We start from the raw sequence: 23,733 nt of genomic DNA, 5'->3' as shown, positions 1-23,733 counted from the left end.
CCTCCGGAAATCCTTCGTCGAGGGCGTAGTAGCCGTTCGTCCACACCGTGCCGGCCTGCAGGTCACGGCACACCTGACGGGCACGCGCACCATCGCGGGTGAAGACGGCGGCGGCAAGCCCGAACCGGGTGGCGTTGGCCCGGCGCAGTGCGTCGGCCTCGTCGTCGAACACCTCGAAGGTGCCGACGGGTCCGAAGATCTCCTCTTGGACCAGGGGAACGTCGAGATCGTCTACTTCGAGCAGGCACGGTGCGAAGAACGAGCCGGCCGCCAGGGGGCCCGCGGTGATCGCGCCACCACGGACGATGGGCTTGGCGTAGGACAATGCAGTTTCGACGAACGCATCGATTCTCTGGACCGCCGCGTGGTCGATGAGGGGCCCCATCTGAGTCTCTGGGCTGTCTCCGGGGCCGACGATGACATCGGACAACAGCTGCGCCAGACGATCTCGTACCTCGTCGGCGATGCCACGCTGTACCAGGAAGCGGGTACCGGCCATGCAGAACTGGCCGGCCGTCGCGGTCAGGCTCCGCACCAGCAGCGGCAATGCCACGCCGAGGTCGGCGTCGGCGAAGACGATCATGGGGGTCTTACCGCCGAGCTCGAGACCTACGCGCTTCAAGGCGGTTCCGGCAGCCGCCCCGACCCGACGACCGACCGCGACGCTGCCGGTGTAACTGACGACGTCGACCTCCGGCGAGGACACCAGCCGCGGAGCTCCCGTGTTGCCCGACTCGGAGAAGACGTTCACCACACCCTTGGGCAGGCTCTGCGCGCTGGCGATGATTTCCGACACCAGCGCATTGGTCAGTGCGGTTTGGCCGGGCAACTTGGCCACCACGGTGTTCCCCGCCGCCAGCGCCGGCGCCAGCGCCCGAATGAACAACGCGATGGGAGAGTTCCAAGGCACGATCACCCCGACCACGCCCGCTGGCTCGGCCAAGGTGGTGAAGAACGTCCCTGGGCGGACCTCGGCCGAGGTGCCGGTACTGGTCAGCGCCTGACCGGCATTGTGCCGCAAGGTCGGGATGACGCCGGCCTGGATCTCGATCATCGACTCGAACAGCGGCTTGCCGTTCTCCTTGGTCAGCAACGCGGCCAACTCATCGACCCGGTCCTCGAACCGATCGGCAATTTCGCTGAGCACCCGGTGGCGCAGACTTCGGTCGCGGCTCCACGTCGTGCCCCGAAAGGCCCGTCGCGCGGCATCTATCGCCGCATCGGCTTCGGCCTCACCCCCGTCGGCGAACTGACCGACTACCTCGCCGTTTGCCGGGTTGCGTGACGTGGAAAGCGTAGGGGAGTTCACCCATTCGCCGTCGATCCAGTTCAGTGCAACGCCAGACATGGGGCTCCTCGGAATCGATGGGGAGGCGGAGGTTCGACCGCCCGACGTGCTGCCGCGCGCAACCGGGTCGCCACAGATGAACGCAGAGGTCGAACACTTCGGTGGACGCCAAGCCGTCGAAGTCCGAGCCACCCGCGAGGGGATCGGCCATGACGTGCCTCCGTGGTGTGATGCCAACAGTGGGGATGACCATCACTGCCACCACCACTCAAACATTGAATTCTCGACCAGTCAATATTTTAACGAGATTACTACCACATAACGTCAGTGCTACCTCCTGTGCAGCGGCAGCAATCGCTCCACCACACCCACACAAAACGCCGACGGATGTTCAACCAAGGCATCGACTTCTCCCAAGGGTTCGACCTGATGTTCGGCTACGAGGAAGGGCTTCATCGCCACGACGGTGGCTCGCGGTTTCGCCGTCGTCGTCACCGACGGCGAAGGCCTGGTAATAGTCCGGCCCACGGCACCGCAGCCTCCGATGTTGGAGGCCACGTTCAGTGTGGACCAAAAGTCGCAACAATAAGGAGAAATATTGATAGTCTCGGTAGAATTATTAAGTATCGTTAGGTCTGCCTGCGGGCAACGGCGTCTTTGACTGGATGGAGATCAGCATGAACCTGGCACTGTGGATCGTCGCGATCGTGCTCGCCGTGGGCTTTTTGGCCAGCGGCGGGATGAAATTGGCTCTCCCCAAGGAGAAGCTGGTCTCCTCCGGACAGGGGTGGGCGGCCGATGTCTCCCCGGGCAACGTCAAGCTCGTCGGCTTGGTCGAAGTCCTGGGTGCGATCGGGCTGATCCTGCCCGCCGTCCTTCACATCGCGCCGATATTGGTGCCGCTGGCCGCCGTCGGTCTGGCGCTGGTGATGATCGGTGCGGCCATAACCCACGCCCGGCGCAAGGAGTTCCCGAACATCGGGGTCAATGCGTTCCTGCTGCTGCTCGCCGTGTTCGTCGCGTGGGGCCGCTTCGGACTGTACTCATTCGGCTCCTGAGATGGTTCGAGACTGCACTCACTGCCGACCGCAAAGCTTGACCAATCCTGGAGAGTTTTGCGACGAGGGAAGAATTAGTGCAAATCTCTTGACGGCCAACCCGGTGTGGGCCAGGACTCTCGCTGTTGGCCGCGGATCAGCGCATCCGATGGTGCTGCCGACTTTCGTGGAGAGTTAGGAGCCGCCGTGGCGAGGATCATCATCGTAGGAGCCGGCATCGGCGGCTTGGCCGCGACGGCGTTGCTAGAACAGGCTGGTTTCGATGTGTGCACGATCGAACGTGCGCCGCGTTTTGGTGAGGTGGGCGCTGGAGTTCAGTTGGGTCCCAACGCTACTCGGGTACTGAGACGGCTTGGCCTCGATGAGGAAATCCGTGCCCTCGGGGTGACGCCGGCGCATGTGAGCTGGGTTCGCTGGCAGGACGGCAAAGCGCTGGCGACCATGTCGATGGCGGACATCGAGAGCAGGTTCGGCACGCCGTATCTGACGATGTACCGGCCAGATCTAGTCGGCGTGCTGTCGTCGAGGGTATCGACCGCGCAGGTCAGACTCGGAGTCGCCGTCAGCGCGGTGACCGAGTCCGGGGGGCGGCCGGCAGTCGAGCTCGACGACGGCACCATAGAGATTGGCGACCTGATTGTCGGCGCCGACGGTATTCACTCGGGCGTGCGGGCGCAGACGGTCGGCGATACCGCGCCGCGGTTTTCCGGAATGTCGGCGTATCGCGCGCGGATTGCGCGCGACGAGTTGGACTTCGACGACGTCGTCCGCAACTGGATGGGTCCGGATCGCCATCTGGTGGCCTACCCAGTTGGCGCCGGGTCGGCGTATCTCAACATCGTCGCCGTGGTCCCCGACCAGGAGCCGTCCGCTGAAAGCTGGACCATGCCAGGGTCTGCGGACGAGTTGCGCGGCCAGTTCGATGGCTGGTGCGATCACGTACAACGCATCGTCGGGGCAGTCCGTGATCCCGTGTACCGCTGGGCCCTCTACGACCGCGATCCACTGGCGCACTGGTCGACAGCGACCACCACGTTACTTGGGGACGCGTGCCACCCGATGCTTCCGTTCTTCGCACAAGGCGCCGCCCAGGCAATCGGGGACGCCGCCGCACTGACCCAGGCACTCTCGACCGCACCGGATGATCTCACCTCGGCGCTGAAACGATATGAACACGCGCGCCTGGACCATACCGCCCGGATCCAGCGGCTTTCCTGGGAGAACAACGTCGTCTATCACCTACCCGATGGTCCCGCACAACAGGAGCGCGATGCGATGTTGTCCCGGTCATCGGCCATCGACACGTTCTCTTGGCTGTACGGCAACGATCCCTTTGCGTTGAGCGACTAACCACAGGAACGCACCATGAACATGGCACAACTCGCCCAGCAATACATCAATGGCAAGTGGCGACCGGGGTCGGCAGAGAAGATGCTGGTCGACCGGAACCCCTTCACCGGTGATGCCGTGGCGGAGATCCGTATAGCCAGCCGGGGGGACATCGACGAGGCGTACCGCTCGGCGGCCGATGCTCAGCTGAGCTGGCGCAAGCAGAACCCGTACCTCGTGCGCGGGGTGTTCGAGCGCGCCGCGCGGATCGTCGAGGACCGCGCAGCCGAGATCGGCGAACTGATCACCGTCGAGAGTGGCGGCACCGCGCTCAAAGGGGTTGTCGAGATCGCGTCGGTAATCGACACACTCAAGGAGGCCGCCACGCTGCCGCTAAGGATGGAGGGGCGGATCTATCCATCGGCCGTGGCGGACTCCGAGAACTTCGTGTACCGGGAGCCTGTCGGCGTGGTCGGGGTGATCAGCCCCTTCAATTTTCCGTTCTTCCTGTCGATCAAGTCAGTCGCACCCGCGCTGGCGACCGGGAACGGTGTGGTCGTCAAACCGCACGAGGACACGCCGATCACCGGCGGCACCCTCGTTGCCTCCATCTTCGAAGAAGCGGGGCTGCCAGCCGGCCTGTTCAACGTCACGGTGACCGAGATCCCGGTGATCGGTGACCACTTCCTGGAGCACCCAATACCGCGGATCATCGCGTTCACCGGCTCGACTGCGATTGGTCGTCATGTCGGCGAGGTGGCGGCGCGGAACATGAAGAAATCGATCCTGGAACTCGGGGGAAACAGCGCGTTCATCGTGTGCGACGACGCCGACCTCGAGTACGCCGTGGACTCGGCCATCTTCAGCCGGTTCACCCATCAGGGCCAGATCTGCATGTCCGCAAACCGCATCCTGGTGCAATCCAACATTGCGGAGGACTTCCGGGACCGCTTCTGCCGCAAGGTGTCCGCGCTCGCCACCGGGGACCCGGCCGCGGCCGACACCGTCATCGGACCGCTCATCAACGCCCGTCAGGTCGCGGCCCTCGAGAAGAAGGTCGACGACGCGGTGGCGGCCGGGGCGAAGACACTAGTGCGTGGCGTAACGGTCGGCAACGTGTTGCCGCCGGTTGTCCTGGACGCCGTCGATCGCGGATCCACCATTGCCCACGACGAACTGTTCGGTCCGGTCGTCCTGCTGATGGAATTCGGCGACGACCAGGAGGCGATCGACATCGCCAACGAAACCGAGTTCGGCCTGTCCGGCGCCGTCCACACCCGCGACATCGTGCGCGGCGTGCGGATCGCCCGGCGAATCCAAACCGGCATGGTCCACGTCAACGACGCCACCCACGGTGACGAACCCATCGTTCCCTATGGCGGCGAAAAGCAGTCGGGGATAGGCCGATTGAACGGCCAATCCAGCATCGACGAGCTGACCACCCTCAAGTGGGTTTCCGTGAATCACGGTCGCAGACACTACCCGTACCAATGAGCACGGCAACGAGCTGTGGCGTCATGATCCGCGACCACGCCGCGATCGTGAGCAAGGTATCACCGGCACTACAACATCCATCTGTCCGAGCCTCGAAGTACCTAGGCAACCCCCAACGCGGTCCTAGGGCTTGGTTACGCGGATCAATGTTTCGCCCGTCTGGGGTGAAGCCCTCAGCAGGGTCGTGGCGCATACTCCGCCGGAATTCATCCATCTTGTAGTAGTCGCATTTCGGTTGGCGAGCTTCGTCGGCATCGAATATGTCAGAGCAGCTTATGAATTCAGTGTCGTGGGAGAGTTTGATGGCGACGTCGACGGCTGCGGGCGGCGAGCCGGATCATCGCGTTCAGCGGCGACTACGCGACGTTGACGGCCTGGTGGGTCGTGGGTGGGCTGGCTTACGCTCAGCTCATCCATTCGGATCGGGTAGATCAGGATTTGAGAGTTCCGATGAGTCCCCGACCTGTGACTGGTACACGGGCGGCTGGGGCGATGCCGCGGGGCGGGAGCGGGGCGACGGGCGACGTTAACGAGCGTGCGATCGATGTCAGGAACGATGTTGGAATTGCATTGAAGATGGGATATGAGCCTCCAGTCCGAGAAATAGAACGAAACCAACATTTTAGCGATATAGACTCGAACTGTCGATGATTGTCCAACAGCATGAGTACGACTGGCCCTTTGAGGAGCGCGGCGTGAGCTTCACCGTCGATATCCATCACCACCTCATTCCCGACTTCTATCGGGCCGCCACCGAACACGACGGTCAGTCGGTCGGCGGGGTGCTACCGGCTACGTGGTCGCAGGCCAATGCGCTCTCGTTCATGGACGACGCGGGCATCGACGTGGCGATCGCTTCGATCAGCGCACCGGGGGTTCATCTGGGTGATGACGCCGCGGCGCTGAGCTTGGCTCGGCGCTGCAACGACTACCTCGCCGAGATGGTTCGCGGCCGACCTGACCGGTTCGGCGGCTTCGCGATCCTGCCGCTGCCGGACGTCGATACCGCCCTAGGTGAACTGACGCGGGCCCTGGACGAGTTGGGCCTCGATGGCGTGGTCTTGATGACCAACGCGTTGGGCCTCTACCTCGGTGAACCCCAGTACCGGCCGCTCTTTCAAGAACTGCAGCGCCGCGGTGCGGTGGTGTTCATCCACCCGACTATGTCCCCGGATCCCAGCTCCCACCGCCTCGGGTTCCCCGACTCATTGCTCGACTTCCCGGTGGACACCGCGCGAACCGTCGCCCAAATGCACTTCAACGGAGTGTTCGCGGCAAACCCGGACGTGAAATTCGTTCTGTCCCACGCCGGCGGCGTCGTGCCCTACCTCGCGCGGCGGTTCGCCGTCATCGACGAGATGGCCGTCATACCCGACGACGACCAAAGCCGCGGCAGTGCCGCGGATACCTTTCGACGACTCTACTGGGACACCGCCCTGGCCTGGTCGGACCCAACCCTGCACACCCTGCGCGCCGTCGCCGGTCTGGATCACGTCCTCTACGGAAGCGACTACCCATACCTGCGCCGCGACATCGCCATCCGTGGCCGCGGCGAACTCGAGAACAGCGCTGAACTCTCAGATTCCGAACGCGCCGCGATACTGCACGGCGCTGCGCTGACGCTGCTGCCCAGACTGATAACTCACCCTCGCCTGGCCGCCGACACCGGCCGACCCTAGCCACACCGATGACGACACTGACCGGCAAAGCCGCGTCCAGCTCCGGCGATGCCGCGAGCATCGCTCTGCTGGCCAAGACTGCGCACTTCCGGCCGTTGGTCGGTTGCTGCCGGGTTGGCGGTGGTGCAATTCGGTTAGTTGCCTTGTGGGTCGAGCGCGGATGCGGGTGCCGTGGCGGGCTGGTCGGTGTGTTCGGTGGCGACGACCTGGCGTCCTGCGGTCACGGCCGAGATGCGTTGCGTGTCAATGGATGTACCACTTCGTCGAGGGATGCAATGGTCATCGTTGATCGCTTACGCGGTGGCCGCCAAGTTGCCGCGTCAAACCTCGATCTGCGCACCCGTCGGGTCTGCGTGCACGGTCCAGGAGCCAGCGCTGCGGAAGGTGGCAGCGGTGGCATAGCTGTCCTCGAGGAACTGCAAGTAGGTGACCTTGCCGTCGACCACTTTCACAAGGATCGAGAACGGCGACGTCACGACCTTGCCAAGGGTATTGGAGCGATAGGTGAAGGTGCCGAAGACGGCGACATTCTCGCCCTCGCCAAACATCGTGGTGACCTCGAAGTTCTCGTTCTGCCAATAACGGAACATCTCCGACAGGTTCCAAATGAAGGCATCGGGTCCGTGCGAGGTCCCCGCCCACGGCAGGATCCGCTTCAGCTCGGCGTCTTCAGTGTTGAGTGATACATAGGTGGCGTCGGGCGCAACGACCCTCTTGACGACCTCTGGGTCAAGAAGGTTCTGCAGCCACTCGCCGACGATCTCGATGGGTGATGTGGACACAGTTGGACTCCTATCTGGGGATGGGCTGACCTGTACAGACGGCCCATGGGTGTTACTTCTTCGCATTGGAGGCACCCGTCGAAGGCATCGGGACCTGACCCACAGGATCAAACCATAACATGAAAGATCACGTAACATCAGGCGATTCGGGGGAACACACGACGTCAACGGAATCGATGAGGGGAGTGCGCGACTCTTTGAGCAAGATCGAAGCATCTCCCGCGTATCATCGGTCATTACAGGGTGTTTCAACGGCTATTATCAGTCGACGCTGCCTAACGATGAGAGTTGATTTCGCCAAGTGGCGATTCGATCCATTGATCTCCAGTAAGATGACACATCACGTTTAGTGTGATCCGTGAAGCGAGCGTCAACACTAAACTTCACCCATGACCCTGAACATGGACCCCCAGATCCTCGCCGACTTCGGCCCGGTGGGACAAGGGCCACCCTTGAGAGTGGGCGACGTCGAGAGTCGCCGCAAGATGCTGGGGGAAGCATTCGGTGCATACCCAGCTTCGCCCGACGACGAGGGGGTGTGGACCGTATCGTCGTGACTGCGGCGGCCGACGGCGCCGAGCTGAAGCTGTCTTGGTATCGCAATAGCACGGCCGAGCCGCCCGGAAGCGCGGTTCTCTATCTGTACGGAGGCAGTTTCGTGGTGCCACTGCTATCGAATTACGACCGACTGATGCGCGCGTACACAAAAATTACCGGCGTCCCGTTCTTAGGATGTGGAAGCGACACAGCGAGTGATGGCGCACAGGCTGCGTCGGCTGACGGACCTTTAAGGCGTAAGGCGGAGTAGCGTCAATCAACGCTACCCGGAACGGCCGGACCCCTGCGAAAGCGAAATCAGCAACACGGACACTGCGCGAAATGCGCACTCACGGCGGGAAGGGTGGCAGCGAAGCGTCGAGGTTGAGACTCGCCTCAATGTGCTCCAACGCCGATGACATTTATTATCCGCTTCTTGTCACGCGCCGTGTAAAGGCCATCGAAACCGCGTCGATGGCTGATATCGCTCGCACGTCCACTTCGTTTGATCACGGCTGCGTGGCCCAGCCCCGCGACCGTAATACTGTGTGGTGTCACCGTGATCCACCCCGGCGTCGACGGCCGCATGCAGCACCGGGATGGCCTCGTCGCGGTCGCGGGGCGGAGCGGAAACGCCATCGCCGGCCAATTGCACCGCGCCGTACCCCACCCGCCACACCACCTTGTCTGGCCGGCGGTAACGGTCCATCAACAGGGCCATCCATCGAGCACGAATCAGTGATGCACTATTTACGATAATGTGCAATCATAACGCTGATAATTTGTTATATCGCCAAATCGGCTATCCTCTGCGAGGTGACCAAGCCTTCATCGACGCGCGGAGCAGAGGTATATGAGGTGCTGCGCTTCGAACTGCTCAATGGGACCCTGCGGCCCGGCCAGAGGTTGCGAATGATCGAGTTGACTCGACGCTTCGGTGTTAGCCAATCGGTGGTCCGTGAGGCATTGACCCGGCTCGGCGAACAAGGCTTGGCGGTCGCCACACCTCAGCGGGGCTTTCGGGTGCGCGCGCTATCGGTCGCAGATATTGCCAGCCTCACCGAATCGCGAATCGAGATCGAATCGGTTGCACTGGAACTTGCGATCGAACGCGGTGACGTATGTTGGGAGACAAGCCTAGTCACCGCCTTTCAGCTCTTGGAACGTGCACCCATCGTCAACGACTCCCATTTTGTGAACGAAGAGTGGGCGGCTCGACACAACGACTTCCATCGCGCCTTGATCGCCGGATGCAACAATCCACGGCTTCAAGAGGTCGTCTTCGGTCTGCGCGACAGCGCTGAGTTGTACCGTCGGTGGTACTGGGCACTGGCGGGCGATCATCGCCGCGACTTGGCTGGGGAGCACCGCGAATTGAAGGATCTGGCGCTTGCTCGCGACGTCGCCGCTGCCACCCGGGCGTTGAACTCCCACATCAACAGGGCGCCGGCCGACCTCATCGCCTATGCGCACCACCATGGTTTGGGTGACCTCAACGGGCCGCCATCACGGAGCGATTGAAATCGGGGCTCTGAGCGCTTGGGTTCGCGCCGATACCGCGACCGCTCCCACGGCACGGCCCCGCCGGCGTCGTCCAAGCCGGCACCTTCTCACTTATCGAGTCGTCGATGTTATAACGATATTGTATTGACATCTCGATGACGTCATGCTTCGCTATGACCCAGATCACTTTGGCGACAAGGGGGCTGCGCATGACATTAACGATCCCGCGTCGTGCGATCGACGGCCGCGGCGTAAGCGGGGGCCACACCATAGATACCCGGATTGAGTCGGTCGACGAGCGAAGACGTCGCATCACGGGAGTGCTCGCCGTTAGTCGACACCAATTGCGTTGCAATCCCGACGGATCTACAGGCCGTTGGTGGGCACTGCCTGCAGCGGCACGGACGACGACCACACAGATCTCGGGCATCAGCTCACGGCATTGCGCTGCCATGAGCCTGCACAGTGCCATCGGTGTGGGCCCCCATCAACAATCACGCCCCCCTCCAGCCCAAATCTATGCCTAACTAACTGCACCGCAACATTTTTCATGCTCGTCGCGGACGGCGGCGATGGGTCATCTGTGCGCACGGATGTCGAGACACTGAGCGCTTCCATGGCTTGAACAGCCACGATGAACCAGGGGGCAGCAATGCCGTTAGAGGATACATTCACACGATTCGGACGAGCCGACCGGACCGTCGTGGGTCGCACGACCGATCAAGTGTCGATGCGAGCGACCGCACTGCGACGAACAACCCGGAAGCGTTCGCTGCTGCGCAGGCTGCACCTGTACTGTCGCTTTCTGGCGCTCAGCGTGTTGCTTGCCGCTGTCTTGTGCGTGAGCCCCGTCCTGGGTCCGCGCCAGTCGGTTCCTGTTGCTAGCGCCGACGATCGTGAATACGAGGAGTTCTACACGCCGCCGGATCCGTTTCCGCCGGGCGCACCTGGCGATTTGATCCGCACTGAACCGCAGCGGCTCGTGTTGGAGCCGTCGGGTCAGTTGGGTGCCTACGTGGCGAAGGGCACCCGGATCATGTACCGCAGCACCGATGGGCAGGGTAATCCTGTCGCCGTCACGGGCACCTACTTTGAGCCCGACAACCCTTGGCCGGGCAGTGGACCGCGGCCGTTGATCGCCTACGCCACAGGGCCGCAGGGGATCGGTGAGCAATGCGCACCATCGCGGTTGTTCAGCCAGGGCATCCATTTCTCGCAGGGATTCGACTTGCAGCTCAACCTGGAGGAGGGGTTCCCTGCGACGATGGTGGCGCGCGGCTTCGCCGTCGTCATCACCGATGGCGTAGGAATGGGTGTCCATGGACCTGCCGGGCCGCAGTTCCTCAATCGTATCGCCGCGGGTACCGCTGTTCTCGATGCGGCGCGCGCCGCGATGAAGCTGCCGGATACGTCGCTGGATCCCCAAGGGCCGGTGGGGTTTTGGGGGTGGGATTCGGGCGGACAGGCTTCGGCGTCGGCGGCAGAGCTGGCACCCACCTATGCTCCCGAGCTGGACGTCGTCGGGGCGTGGGGCGGCGCACCGCCGGCAGATCTGCAGCTGCTGCTGCCGTACGTCGATGGCAGCCTGCTGGCGGGGGCCATCGGGCCCACGCTCCACGGGATTGCGGCGGCATATCCGGGGACCGAGGACGCCATCCGCGGTGTTCTGAATGACCGTGGCCTGCATATGTACGACTGGACGGGCTACATCTGCTCGGTACAGCTGATCGCTGACTTCGCGTTCCGACACCTCCAGTTCTGGTTCAATACCGACCCGTTCGAACTTGCCCAGACCGAGCCGCTCAAGGGCATCCTGGACTCCCAGCGGTTGGGGACGCTGAAGCCGAACGCACCGGTGTTCATCGATCACAACCGCTACGACCCGTTCATCCCTTGGCAGGGTGGACATCAGCTCGCGATCGACTGGTGTGACAAGGGCGCCGATGTCCAGTTCTGGACCAACGAGCAGCCTCCGTTCCTCAACAAAACCGATGCCAACCACTTTTTGGCCTATTTCGTCGATGGTGAACGCGGCATGCAGTGGATCGCCGACCGGTTCAACGGTCTGCCGACCTCGCCCAACTGCCCCGAGATCCGCAATGAATAGGCGGCCGGCCCTATGGGTGTGTGCACACGCGACGATTAAACGATGGTGAGCCAAATTGCCTTTCGGGCCGCGGACTGCCCAGGCTGGCGCACTTCGGCTGATCGAGGGGTATGACAGCTCCGAGGCGATCAATTTCGTTACTGCTATCGCCGCAGGGCCGTATTGGCAGCTGGTCTCCTTCGCCAAGGCACAGCGGATCTTCGCTGAGGGGGATGCCGCCGACAGGCTTTATGTCGTCGTTTCAGGCGTGGTAAAGCTGAGCCGTACTTCGCCTTTCGGGCGAGACGCGCTTACCGTCGTGGGGCCCCAAGAAATGTTCGGCGCGCTATCGCTATTGGATCCGGGTCCACGACAGGCCAGCGCGATGGCGCTGAGCGATGTGCGCGCAGCCGCGATCGACCACTATGCCCTCCGCTCGATGATCCAGACTTATCCGCGGATTGCCGAGCAGTTGCTGCAGCTTCTCGCCCGCAGGCTCAAGCGCACCAACGACGACCTCTCTGACCATATGTTCACCGACGCGACGGGCCGGGTCGCCAAGTGTCTGCTGCAACTGGCCCGCCGAATCGGCGTTCCGGAAGGCGACGCGGTGCGCCTGGTGCACAACCTCACCCAGGTCGAGATCGCTCAGCTCGCTGGGGTATCGAGGGAGACAGTCAGCAAGTCGATCGCCAACTTCGCCCGCCGAGACTGGATCAGAGTCGACGGGTCCAGCATATTGATTCGAAATCCCCAACGCCTCGCACGACGGGCCCGCTAACTGTTGTGGGCGTTGGACTCGAGGACTTCAACGATGCCGCGCGATTCGGGCATGGCGTCGGTGACCTCCACAGTGTCCGTCACGATCCGGCCCCGTCGGCCGTCACTGGCGCGATCCCACACCGCGCATGAACCCGACTTACGACCACGGGCTCCAGGGCGTCGGTGTGGGGGTTCGAACGATGTCAGCCGGTGACATCGCGGCCCAGCGCGATTCGGGCGATGCTCCACAGCAGTACTTCATTCGCGCCCTCATAGATCTCGCCGACTTTGCTGTCACGCCAGATCGATTCGAGGTGGTTGATGCTTCCGTCGGCGGGCAGCTGGCGCACGAAGCCGTACGCTCCGTGTACCTGAATCGCGTCGCGCGCAATGTCGACGGCGACCCGGCTGCCGGTCACCTTTGCCATCGCGGCTTCCGGCTCGGGTGCGTCGCGATCGTCGGACTTCCGGGCAGCCTTCTGATAAAGCGATCGAGCCGTCTCTAGTGCGATGGCATGTTCGGCGAAACGGAACTGCCAATGCTGAAAGGAGCCCAGCTTCGCGCCGAAGGCGCTGCGGCGACCAAGGTGAGCCACGGCGTGGTCGAAGGCGCATTGGCCCATCCCGACTCCTATCGCGCCGATACCAATTCGACCCGACGACAGGATCTTCAACGCGCTGGCCAGACCTCGTCCAGGCACCGCGATGACGTGATCATCGGGGACGAAGACGTCGGTGAACTCGACGTCGGACGTCAACTGCAGGCGGTTACCCATCTTGAGGTCCGGCTCGCTGACCGCGATGCCATCGGCGTGCATATCGACCAGCAACATCGCCTGCGCACCGTCGACAACGCAGAGCACGGTGATGATGTCAGCGGCACAGGCGTTGGTGATCCAGCGCTTCCGGCCCGACAGCCGGAACCCACCGGACACCGGTACGGCGGTTGTGCGCATCGCGGCGGCCGACAGGTCGGTGCTGGCGTCGGGTTCGCTGGTGGCGAAGGAGCCGACGATTTCGCCGCGGACCAGCCGCGGCAGAAACTCATGACGGATGGATGCGGGGGCGCTGTCGAGCGTCCGACCGACGAGCAGCGCCTGTGCGTCGTAGAGCGCCGAAGCGATTGCTGGCGTGAAACGAGCCAATTCCTCTAGCACTGTCGCGGCGCCAAGCATCGGATACTGAAGAGCCCGGCCGCCGACGTCGGCGCTGAACGGGATCGCGTACAGTCCGGCGTCGGCCATCTGCCGCAGGATGTCGCGAGGGAAGACCGCTGACGATTCTTCAGCCGAGTTCAGCTCTGCGGCCCGCGGGGCCAGCACACGCTCCGCGAATAATCTTGCTTCGTCTCGGATCTTCACCGTCTCATCGGGCAGTAGGCAATCGTCAAACAGGCGAGCGGACGTTCGGGGTAAACCATCCAGTGTGGAGGTGGATGTGGCAGCCATGAGTAAAGTCCTTTCGCTGACAGCCCTGACTCAACTTTGTAAGTGCGCAAACTCGTTGGTGCCGACGATTTCTCGTTGCGACATCGGGTAGGCGCAATCTGCGCGCCACCGATCGGCCGCTCGCTACATCGACAGCCAATTGATGACGGTCGCAAACGCCTGTCCGGCATGCTGCAGCGCGATCGTGGGTAGTCGCATGGTGCGTCAAATGCGGATGATCAACTTGCCCACGTTGCTACCCGAGTACAGCTCTGCGATGGCTCCGCGCGCCTTGTCGATGCCTTCGTGGATGTCTTCGCGGTATGTGATGCGTCCGTCTCGTGTCCAGCCGGCGAGGTCGCCTACCGCTTCGTCGAATCGCGGTATGTAGTCAGTGGTCAAAAAACCTTGCATGGTGGCGCGCTTGACCAGCAGGTGCCGCTCTGGCCTTGGTCCCTCGTGCCAGGGTTCCCAAGTCGCATACGTCGCAGTCCCACAAATCGCGATGCGCGCATGCAAGCTGATGTGGCGTAACACGGCGTCGTGGATGGGTCCCGAGGTGTTGTCGAAGTAGGCGTCGATGCCATCGGGACAGTGCTCGACCAGGGCGGCGTCCAAATCGTCGGTGTTCTTGTAGTCGATGGCGGCGTCGTAGCCGAATTCCTCAACGCACTGTTGAACCTTGTCCGGTCCGCCGGCGATTCCGACTGTGCGACAACCCTTGATCTTCGCGATCTGGCCGACCGCCGATCCCACCGAGCCGGCGGCGGTCGACACAACGACGGTTTCCCCCGCCACGGGATGCAGCACGTCGAGCAATCCGAAGTACGCGGTGAGCCCGTTCAGCCCCAGCACACCCAGTGACAGCGAGAGCGGCAGGTCCCGCTCGCCAACTCTGCGCCATACCTGTGCCGGAGTCACCGCGGCGAATTCCTGCCACCCAAACAGACCCATGACCTGATCGCCCACCGCGTACTCATCATTGCGTGATTCGATAATCTCGCCGGCGGTAAAGGCGCGCATCGTGTCGCCGATCTCGATGCGTGTCTCGTAGTTGTAGCTGTCATTGATCCAGCCTCGCATCGCCGGATCAGCCGACAGAAACTGATTTTGTACCAGAAACCCGCCGTCCTCGATGGTTGGCACCTCGACCTCTCGCAAGCCGAAATCGCTGGCTTGCGGGATGCCGGTGGGACGCGAGCGCAGCCATACCTGTCGATTCTGCTTGCTGCTCACAATGATCTCCCTTCACGTCGTTGGCTGCCACGGTGCGGGCGGCCCTTCTACCGAATTACTCGTCGTAGTAGCGACTTACGGCTTCAATATCGGGCGTGGCCCATGTCCATTGAGGTCGAATATGCAGGTCCACCGTCGACTCCTCTTACTCGATCACCGACTGCGCGAGCTGTCTCATTTCCCAAAAGGTCGTCGAATCGGAACTGCCGCTCCCCGGTCGTGGCGTTGATCGAGGCGATGACACCGAAATCGGTCAGACGATCGGAACCCGCCTCACCGCCAGGTACGCATCGGTACAGGCCTTGAAATAGTCGGACGATTTGGGACATCAGCCGCCACTGACCACCCGCGTACAACTGGTACCCGTGATGCCTGTGACGGTGCCGGTCGTTCAAACCTCCACCGCACGACTCGCCTCTCCACTCGCTCGACGGAAAGACAACCGCCGACTCAATAGACCCGCGGTCGCAGGCCAGCCGCTGGGCGGAGGCGCTGCGACGAATACGAATAGGCGCCTGAAGCGTACAGGCAATATCTCGATATAGCAATTAAATAACAATATTTCTCCTGCTGGTAGGTGGCCCCGGTTTGGTGGGGAGCCGGAGGCCGACTGAGGAGAAACCGATTACGATCCGCGACCGGGTCGGCCAGTGCGTCCACGTCCAGACAGCGCACAAGTCGTCAAGTGTGACGAGACTCGAACCAAATATCGTTAAAATATTGACGTGGCGTTAGCGCGATGCTTGAGTGTGAGGCACGCCACTATCTCGATGGGTCCGCAGCCCCCGGACGGGGTGGTGGTGGCACAAAGCGACGCGGTTCACACTCCGGAGGCCCGTCATTCATGGTCGATCTCGAGGTCCTCGTGCTCACCGTTGCCAAAGCCGACCAGATCGCACCCGCCACTCCGGGCCGGCGCCGAACTGGACTTGACAAGCTGGCAAATCTCGCGGCGACGTCATGATTGTCGGTGTTCTTCGAGAGGCGCGATCTCGCGAAACGCGCGTCGCGGCGACGCCGGCGACGGTCGCTCAGCTACTGAAACTCGGCTACGACGTTGTGGTCGACACGGGTGCGGGGGCCGCGTCGTCCTTCTCCGACGAGGCGTACATCGAGGCGGGCGCCTCGATTGGGGATGCGGACGCTGCGGACATCGTCCTCGGAGTGAACGCGCCGTCGACCGACCAGCTCGACGGGCTGAAGCCCGGCGCGACGCTCATCAGCCTCTTGTCGCCTACCCTCGACCCGGACCTGGTGACCGACCTCGCCACGCGGCCCATCACGGCGTTGGCGATGGACGCCGTGCCGCGCATCTCGCGGGCGCAGTCGCTGGATGTGCTGTCGTCGATGGCCAACATCGCGGGCTATCGCGCGGTGATCGAGGCCGCCCACGTCTTCGGGCGGTTTTTCACCGGACAGGTGACTGCGGCGGGCAAGGTGCCGCCGGCCAAAGTGCTTGTAGTGGGCGCCGGTGTCGCCGGCCTGGCGGCGATCGGTGCCGGCGGCAGCCTGGGTGCCATCGTGCGTGCGACCGACCCGCGGCCGGAGGTGGGCGATCAGGTGAAATCCCTTGGCGGGGACTATCTGTCGATCGATTCGCTTGAGACGGAGGTGTCGAGCACCGGCTACGCCAAGGAGATGGGCGACGACTACAAGGTCCGCGAGGCGCAGCTGTATTCAGAGCAGTGCAAGGACGTCGACATCATCGTCACCACCGCATTGATCCCGGGCCGTCCGGCGCCGCGGATCATCACCGCGGAGATGGTTGCGTCGATGAAGTCGGGCAGCGTGATCGTCGATATGGCGGCCCAGAACGGTGGCAACGTCGAGGGCACCGTCAGAGACCAGGCGGTCGTGACGGACAACGGCGTGACGATCATTGGCTACACCGACCTGGCTGGCCGACTGCCGGCTCAGGCGTCCCAGATGTACGGCACGAACCTGGTCAATCTGCTCAAGCTGCTGACCCCGGAGAAGGACGGGCAGCTCGTCCTGGACTTCGACGACGTAGTGCAGCGGTCGATCACCGTCGTTCGTGACGGCGAGACTACCTGGCCCCCACCACCGGTACAGGTCTCCGCCGCGTCGGCCGCCACCGCGGCAGCCGCTACGCCCGTCAAGGTGTCACCGGTGAGGCACTCGATGTCGGCCGGGCGCCGACTGGGCATCGTGCTCGTCGCGGCGGCGGTGCTGTTCGGTCTGGTCGCGATCTCTCCGGCCGCCCTGCAGCTGCATCTGACGGTCTTCGCCCTGGCGATCGTGATCGGCTACTACGTCATCGGCCACGTGCACCACGCGCTGCACACCCCGCTGATGTCGGTGACCAATGCGATCTCCGGGATCATCGTGGTCGGCGCGCTGCTGCAGATCGGGCGGGGCGATCTGGCGATCACGGTGTTGTCGTTCGCAGCGATCCTGCTCGCCAGCATCAACGTGTTCGGAGGCTTCGCGGTGACCCGCCGCATGCTAGCCATGTTCTCTCGCAGCTGAGCTAAGCACCAAGTCGGAGTGGATCACATGATTTCCGTAGAGAGCGCCGCGACGGCGGCATACATTGTCGCAGCGCTGCTGTTCATCTTGGCGTTGGCCGGGCTGTCGCGACACGAGACGTCCAGGGTCGGCAACGCCTTCGGTATCACCGGCATGAGCGTGGCCCTGGCAGCGACCATCGCACTCGCGATCGACCGCGATATCGAGCCGCTGGGTCTGGGGCTGCTGATCGGCGCCACGACAGTCGGTGCAGCGATCGGCCTGTGGCGGGCTCGAGTGGTCGAGATGACCGGCATGCCCGAGCTGATCGCTCTGCTGCACTCGTTCGTGGGTCTGGCCGCGGTCCTAGTCGGCTGGAACGGCTACTGGCACGTGGAGCGGCATCTGCACGGAGGGGAGACCGATATCCTGCGCGCGGACGGCCTGCTCGGCATCCATTCGGCCGAGGTCTTCATCGGCGTCTTCATCGGCGCCGTCACGTTCACCGGGTCGATCGTGGCCAACCTCAAGCTCTCGGCACGAATGAAGTCCAAGCCGCTGATGCTGCCGGGCAAGAACATTCTGAATGGCGGCGCGCTGGTGGCGTTCGTCGTGCTCACGGTGTGGTTCGTGGTCGACCCGCAGCTGTGGCTGCTCGTCGCCGTCACGGCCCTGGCGCTGCTGCTGGGTTGGCACCTGGTCGCTTCCATCGGCGGCGGGGACATGCCGGTCGTGGTGTCGATGCTCAACAGCTACTCCGGCTGGGCCGCCGCCGCCTCCGGCTTCCTGCTCGGCAACGACCTGCTCATCATCACCGGCGCGTTGGTCGGCTCGTCGGGTGCGTACCTGTCCTACATCATGTGCAAGGCGATGAACCGGTCCTTCATCTCGGTCATCGCTGGCGGCTTCGGCATCGAAGCCGGCCCGGCAGAAGACAAGGACTACGGCGAACATCGCGAGATCACCGCCGAAGGCGTTGGTGAGCTGCTCAATTCAGCCGACTCGGTGATCATCACCCCCGGCTACGGCATGGCCGTCGCACAGGCCCAGTACGGCGTCGCCGAACTCACCCGCAAGCTGCGCGAGCGTGGCATCAACGTCCGCTTCGGCATCCACCCCGTCGCGGGCCGGCTGCCCGGCCACATGAACGTGCTGCTGGCCGAGGCCAAGGTGCCCTACGACATCGTGCTGGAGATGGACGAGATCAACGACGACTTCGACGACACGTCCGTCGTCCTGGTGATCGGCGCCAACGACACCGTCAATCCTGCCGCGTCGGAGGATCCGAGCAGCCCCATCGCAGGCATGCCGGTGCTCACGGTGTGGAATGCCGACAACGTCATCGTCTTCAAGCGCTCCATGGCATCGGGCTACGCCGGCGTGCAGAACCCGCTGTTCTTCCGACAGAACTCCGCGATGCTGTTCGGCGACGCAAAGGACCGGATTCAAGACATCATCCAGGCCCTGTGACCGCGGCTGTTACGCCCTGACCGCCAGCCGTCCCGCCTAACGAGGAATGGAAGTCGAGCACCGAGTTCGCGCGCCAAGACCTGGCCCAAAACTCCAGCACCGCAGGCGAACCCGACCGGGTTGGTGTGATCTGTGAGGGCGTTGCGTCTTACCTTCCCGACATCGACCCCGAAGAGACGACCGAATGGCTCGAGTCGTTCGACGAGCTACTCGAACGGTCGGGGCCGGCCAGGGCGCGCTACCTGATGCTGCGCCTTCTCGAGCGATCCAGCGAACAGCGAGTAGCGATCCCCGCGCTCACGTCGACCGATTACGTCAACACGATTCCCGCCGAACTCGAGCCATGGTTTCCGGGCGACGAGGACGTCGAGCGCCGCTACCGCGCCTGGATCCGGTGGAATGCAGCCATCATGGTGCACCGCGCGCAACGCCCGGGAGTCGGTGTGGGAGGCCACATCTCGACGTACGCCTCGTCGGTGGCACTGTACGTGGTCGGCTTCAACCACTTTCTCCGCGGCAAGTCGCATCCCGGCGGCGGCGACCAGATCTTCATCCAAGGCCACGCCTCGCCCCGGCATCTACGCGCGCGCGTTGGGTCATGGACTTCGGCATTGTGGGGCGATCGAGCGCGGAGTCGTTGCCGATCACCCCACGCGGAAATCCGCGCGCCGGGAACCGAGCAGCCCGCGAGGACCGGACTCGATAGGGGCTCCAGCGCCGTTGTCAGATCATCGTTGAAGGCTTCGTCGATGGGGCGCTGCGGCGATCCGGATTGGCCAGATCGACATGCAGAACGTCGTCCCTAGCCGTGCTGGTGACAGGGATAGCGTCGGAGGACGATGTGCTATCCGCTGCTGCTTAGTCCGAGGGCTTGGTTGATGGCGTCGGATAGTTGTTGTGGTCCGTTGGGTGTGGTGGTGGGGCAGCGCCATACGACGTGGCCGTCGGGTCGTACTAGTACGCATCCGGTGGTGTCGACTTCGGATCGGTTGGTCCAGTCGTTGTAGGGGTCGTAGAGGCCGCCTCGTTCGCCGATGATGTGGACGGTGATTGGTGTGTTGAGGTGTTGGGCGATTTGGTCGGCGGTGGCGCGCCAGCTGTGTCCGCCCACTCCGGTGAGCAGGGTGAATCCTTGTGGGTCGATTAGGTCCAGTGATGAGAGTGGTTGCTGGTTGCGTTCGAGTCGGGCGTGGGGGACGCGTGCGCCGGGGCGGGTGGTGGGTGTGTAGTAGAGCACCGGGTCGCGTTCGGGTGGCGGTGCGGGGGTGGGTTCTTCGGTGATGACGTCGCTTTGGTAGACGTAGCCCAGTTCGATGCCTTGGGCGTTGAACTGGTAGTTGCTGAGTTCGATGGCCTCGCGTAGCGCGCGGCGGCGTTCGTCGCCGGCCACTCCGGGTTCGTAGAGCACGTTGAGTGCTTTCCAGCCGTCCTCGGCGGACTGATTGGGTTCCAGCCCGAGCGCGGTCTCGATCGCTGCTCCCTCGCCCAGGCTGGTGATCGCTCGCTTGACCCCGGCGGCGCCGATGGGTTGGCGTTCGGCGCTGTAGCTGGCCAGCAGTGGTTCGCCGGCGCGGCCATCGAGGACGAAGGCCAGCTTCCAGGCCAGGTTGTAGGCGTCGGCGACCGACATGTTCAGTCCCAGGCCGTTGGTGGGGGGGTGGCGGTGCACCGCGTCGCCCATGCAGAACACGTTGCCCGAGGAGTAGTGGGCGGCGACCTGCGCGCGTACCTGCCAGCCGGCCAGACCGAGGATCTCGGCGTCGATGTCCTCGCCTACTGCGGCGCGGATCCGTTGCAGCAACGCGTCTTCGTTCAATTCCGAGAGCACTGTGTGGTCCGGGTCGAACATGAACGCCAGCACGAACTCGGTGTAGCGCTTGTGACAGATCAGGGTGCCCAGCCGCAGCACCGGCATCGGTCCGGGCATCACGTTCCAGCTCAGCACGCCCGGGCGGTGCTCGAAGAATTTGGTCAGGTCGGCCCGGAACCAGATGTTGGCGGCCCGGCCCAGATCATCGGGGCCCTCAACGGTCAGACCGACGTTGGTCAGCACCTTGCTGCGGGCGCCGTCGGCTCCGATCAGGTAGCGCGAGTGCACCGTACGGGTCTGGCCGGTGGCGCGGTCGCGGATCACGCTGGTGACCCCGTCGGGGTCCTGGCGCAGTTCGACGAACTCGGTTTGAAACTCGATGTCGGCGCCGGCTTCGCGGGCGGCGGCCAACAGCATCGGTTCGAGCACCGTCTGCGCGCAGTTGGCCATCGGCTCGGGGCTGGCCAAGAAATACTCGGCGGCGCGCTCCGGGCCGCCGCCCCAGGTCTCCGATCGCGCCACCTCGGGATCGGCCAGCGTCGTGTACCACAAGTTATTGGTCATCGCCGACTGCGGAATCGCCACCTCGTGGAACTTCTCACTGATGCCGAGTGCGCGGAAGATCTCCACGGTGCGCTGGTTGATGATGTGGGCGCGTGGTGTGTGCGCGGTGGACGGATGCCTTTCGACTGTCAGTGCCCGCACGCCGTAACGGGCAAGGGCCAGCGCCAATGTCAGCCCTGCTGGACCCGCGCCCACGATGAGCACGGGGATCTCGATATCGATGTCGTTCGCGTTGGGATCGACCATGACGCGCCTCCGAGGTGTGAACTACCGAGTCGAATTTGGGCCACCGCCACTGCCCGGTTGGGGTGTTGCGAACCCAACCGGTGATGTGGTCTGACTCACACCCACTCAAACACCACCAACTACGCTTCGTCAACAATTTAGCGAGATTCAAACCAAGTATCGTCAGGTTCTGCGCACGCGACGCCGAGATCTGTCCGGGCGCGAATGCTTCCGGAACCTAAACGCCGACAACCCGGGCGCCCATCCGGTGTTGTCATAGCAGCTGGTCGGAACAGGCGGTCGCGGCACGCTGCGACTCGCCTGCAGGCCTGGTCGAAAATATTGTTATTTTATTGACCTATCGAGATAGCAGCTCTAGGGTGTGATGTGCCACCCCTGGCGCGGAAGCGGCCCCCGCCGAGTGCTTCGGGTCTGCACATGCAGGTTGTTGGGTCGACGGTTGTCACTACCCGGTGGAACGGGTGACGTCACGATGTTGTTGAGGAGGCGTTTGATGTCGACCACTGTTACGGACGTCAAGGCGTATCAGTGGTACGCGGGGGGTCAGTGGCGTGATGTCACCAGCGGCAAGTCATTCGACGACTTCGAGCCATATTCGGGCAATTTGTATGCGCGGGTGCCCGACTGCGGCGCTGAAGAGGCGCGGGTTGCGATTTCGGCGGCGCACGAGGCGTTCGAACCGTGGGCGGAGCTGCCGCCGGCCGAGAAAGCTCGACTGTTCTTCAAGGCCGCAGAGATCGTCCGTCGCCGAGCGCCGGAGGTCGCAGGGATCCTCGCGCGGGAAACTGGAAGCACGATTCCGTTCTCGGCGTTCCAGCAGGACTTGGTCGCTTCGGCGTTGGAGCAGGCCGCGAGTTGGGTGTATCTGCCCAAAGGGGAAGTGCTGGCGTCGAATTTAGCGGGCACGCATTCGGTTGGGGTGCGCCGACCGCTGGGTGTGGTGGCGAGTTTCACGCCGTGGAACGGGGCCAATATCCTGGCGTGGCGTGCGGTGCTGAATCCGTTGGTAGCCGGCTGCACGGTGGTGGTCAAGCCATCGGAGCTGGCTCCGGTGTCGGCGGGGCTGGTGGTCGCAGAGATTGCCGAAGAGGCTGGTTTTCCCCCTGGGGTGATCAATGTGGTGCCCCACGCGCCGGGAGCGGCCGGTCCGATCGCTGATGAGTTCTTCGCCTCTGATCTTGTGCGGTGCATCAATCTGATTGGTGGGGTGAAGACGGCGAAGATGCTGGCTGGTAGGGCAGCCGAGACGCTCAAGCGCACCGTTTTGGAGCTTGGCGGCTACAACCCGATGATCATTTTGGACGATGTCGATGTTGATTACGCGGTGCGGATGGCCACCTTTGGGTCGTTTTTCCATCAAGGTCAGATCTGTTTGAACACCCGCAAGATCATAATTCAGCGGGCCATTTATGACGAGTTCCTCGATAAGTTCGTGGCGCGGGTGAAGACGCTGCCTTCGGGTGATCCTCTTGATCCCACCACCATCATCGGGCCCCTGGTGACCCAGGCGGCGGTGGATCTGGTGCACGAACGCGTGCAGGAGGCGGTGTCGTTGGGTGGGGTGTTGCGCACCGGGGGCACGTCGGAGGGTTTGGTCTTTCAGCCCACGGTGCTGACCGATGTGCCCTACACGGCTACCGCGGCTAACGAGGAGACGTTTGGTCCGTTGGTTCTCGTCGATGCGGTCGATACCGCCGAGCAGGCCGTCGAGGTCGCCAATCGCACCCAGTACGGCTTGACCTCCTCGATTCTGGCCGCTGACACCTATAAGGCGTTCGAGTTGGCGCCAAAGATCCTGCACGGCATCGTGAATGTGAACTCTCCCACGGTCAACGACGAAATCCATGCCCCGATGGGAGGGGTGCGCAGCAGCGGCTGGGGCCGGACGGGGCCAGAATGCCTGGCCGATTTCAGTGACGTCATCTGGATCAACGCCACCCGTGTTGAGCGGCGGTTTCCGTTTTGAGTTTTGTTGTGCGTGGCGTTGGGTGTG

At 63.3% G+C, this 23,733-nt stretch carries 16 protein-coding genes and 1 pseudogene; 12 read left to right on the top strand and 5 right to left on the bottom strand.

All coding sequences use genetic code 11. The features are described 5' to 3' along the window. Positions 1 to 1,348: aldehyde dehydrogenase family protein (locus tag HNP02_RS41630; protein WP_184446663.1), on the bottom strand; the 1,348-nt coding region annotated here is incomplete at its 3' end. A 617-nt stretch (positions 1,349 to 1,965) separates the two neighbouring features. Between HNP02_RS41630 and HNP02_RS41625 the strand changes: the two genes are divergently transcribed. The 4 genes from HNP02_RS41625 (at position 1,966) to HNP02_RS41610 (ending at position 6,848) form a co-directional block, all read left to right on the top strand. Beyond that, complete coding sequence (locus HNP02_RS41625) at positions 1,966 to 2,346, top strand: DoxX family protein (RefSeq protein WP_184446662.1); 381 nt, start codon at positions 1,966 to 1,968, stop codon at positions 2,344 to 2,346. 186 nt (positions 2,347 to 2,532) lie between these two features. Then, on the top strand, positions 2,533 to 3,696 hold the full coding sequence (locus HNP02_RS41620) for an FAD-dependent monooxygenase (RefSeq protein WP_184446661.1): 1,164 nt from the start codon (positions 2,533 to 2,535) through the stop codon (positions 3,694 to 3,696). Positions 3,697 to 3,711: 15 nt separating this feature from the next. Beyond that, positions 3,712 to 5,169 (top strand): aldehyde dehydrogenase family protein, encoded by a 1,458-nt coding sequence (locus HNP02_RS41615; RefSeq protein WP_184446660.1) that lies wholly within the window; start codon positions 3,712 to 3,714, stop codon positions 5,167 to 5,169. Positions 5,170 to 5,864: 695 nt separating this feature from the next. Further along, positions 5,865 to 6,848 carry an amidohydrolase family protein gene (locus HNP02_RS41610; RefSeq protein ID WP_221318627.1) on the top strand — a complete coding sequence of 328 codons (984 nt, stop codon included), beginning with the start codon at positions 5,865 to 5,867 and terminating at the stop codon, positions 6,846 to 6,848. Between the two features lie 320 nt (positions 6,849 to 7,168). Here the strand turns inward: HNP02_RS41610 and HNP02_RS41605 are convergent, their stop codons facing one another. Next, on the bottom strand, positions 7,169 to 7,630 hold the full coding sequence (locus HNP02_RS41605; protein ID WP_184446658.1) for a nuclear transport factor 2 family protein: 462 nt from the start codon (positions 7,628 to 7,630) through the stop codon (positions 7,169 to 7,171). A 389-nt stretch (positions 7,631 to 8,019) separates the two neighbouring features. Between HNP02_RS41605 and HNP02_RS41600 the strand changes: the two genes are divergently transcribed. From HNP02_RS41600 to HNP02_RS41580, 4 genes are all read left to right on the top strand, one after another. Continuing rightward, positions 8,020 to 8,187 carry a hypothetical protein gene (locus tag HNP02_RS41600; protein ID WP_184446657.1) on the top strand — a complete coding sequence of 56 codons (168 nt, stop codon included), beginning with the start codon at positions 8,020 to 8,022 and terminating at the stop codon, positions 8,185 to 8,187. A 796-nt stretch (positions 8,188 to 8,983) separates the two neighbouring features. After that, entirely contained in the window at positions 8,984 to 9,688 is a 705-nt protein-coding gene (locus HNP02_RS41590; protein WP_184446655.1) for a GntR family transcriptional regulator, read from the top strand. Between the two features lie 712 nt (positions 9,689 to 10,400). Further along, positions 10,401 to 11,777 carry a lipase family protein gene (locus HNP02_RS41585; RefSeq protein ID WP_184446654.1) on the top strand — a complete coding sequence of 459 codons (1,377 nt, stop codon included), beginning with the start codon at positions 10,401 to 10,403 and terminating at the stop codon, positions 11,775 to 11,777. 97 nt (positions 11,778 to 11,874) lie between these two features. Further along, positions 11,875 to 12,537 carry a Crp/Fnr family transcriptional regulator gene (locus HNP02_RS41580; RefSeq protein ID WP_375373774.1) on the top strand — a complete coding sequence of 221 codons (663 nt, stop codon included), beginning with the start codon at positions 11,875 to 11,877 and terminating at the stop codon, positions 12,535 to 12,537. 184 nt (positions 12,538 to 12,721) lie between these two features. Here the strand turns inward: HNP02_RS41580 and HNP02_RS41575 are convergent, their stop codons facing one another. Together HNP02_RS41575 and HNP02_RS41570 are read right to left on the bottom strand one after the other, a co-directional pair. After that, a complete protein-coding gene (locus HNP02_RS41575) occupies positions 12,722 to 13,966 on the bottom strand; it encodes an acyl-CoA dehydrogenase family protein (protein WP_184446652.1) in 1,245 nt (414 codons plus the stop codon). Between the two features lie 204 nt (positions 13,967 to 14,170). Further along, positions 14,171 to 15,181, bottom strand: a complete 1,011-nt coding sequence (locus tag HNP02_RS41570; RefSeq protein ID WP_184446651.1) for an NADP-dependent oxidoreductase — start codon at positions 15,179 to 15,181, stop codon at positions 14,171 to 14,173. A gap of 960 nt (positions 15,182 to 16,141) precedes the next feature. Here HNP02_RS41570 and HNP02_RS41565 point away from each other — a divergent pair. The 3 genes and pseudogenes from HNP02_RS41565 to HNP02_RS41555 all read left to right on the top strand — a co-directional run. Continuing rightward, positions 16,142 to 17,671: a Re/Si-specific NAD(P)(+) transhydrogenase subunit alpha gene (locus HNP02_RS41565; RefSeq protein WP_184446650.1), complete on the top strand. Its 1,530-nt coding sequence runs from the start codon at positions 16,142 to 16,144 to the stop codon at positions 17,669 to 17,671. Positions 17,672 to 17,698: 27 nt separating this feature from the next. Then, positions 17,699 to 19,120 carry a Re/Si-specific NAD(P)(+) transhydrogenase subunit beta gene (gene pntB / locus HNP02_RS41560; RefSeq protein WP_184446649.1) on the top strand — a complete coding sequence of 474 codons (1,422 nt, stop codon included), beginning with the start codon at positions 17,699 to 17,701 and terminating at the stop codon, positions 19,118 to 19,120. 80 nt (positions 19,121 to 19,200) lie between these two features. Continuing rightward, positions 19,201 to 19,723, top strand: a pseudogene (locus HNP02_RS41555) (pyruvate dehydrogenase (acetyl-transferring), homodimeric type); the annotation flags it as partial. 241 nt (positions 19,724 to 19,964) lie between these two features. Here HNP02_RS41555 and HNP02_RS41550 read toward each other — a convergent pair. Beyond that, a complete protein-coding gene (locus HNP02_RS41550; protein ID WP_184446648.1) occupies positions 19,965 to 21,740 on the bottom strand; it encodes an FAD-dependent monooxygenase in 1,776 nt (591 codons plus the stop codon). A gap of 493 nt (positions 21,741 to 22,233) precedes the next feature. On the opposite strand from HNP02_RS41550, the gene HNP02_RS41545 reads away from it, so the two are divergent. Beyond that, complete coding sequence (locus tag HNP02_RS41545; protein ID WP_255507530.1) at positions 22,234 to 23,706, top strand: aldehyde dehydrogenase family protein; 1,473 nt, start codon at positions 22,234 to 22,236, stop codon at positions 23,704 to 23,706. Positions 23,707 to 23,733 lie beyond the last annotated feature (27 nt).

The organism is Mycobacterium sp. AZCC_0083 (assembly GCF_014202335.1).
Classification (GTDB): Bacteria; Actinomycetota; Actinomycetes; order Mycobacteriales; family Mycobacteriaceae; genus Mycobacterium.
Note: the sequence above shows the minus strand (reverse complement) of the source record. Positions and strands in the feature narration are given on the sequence as shown.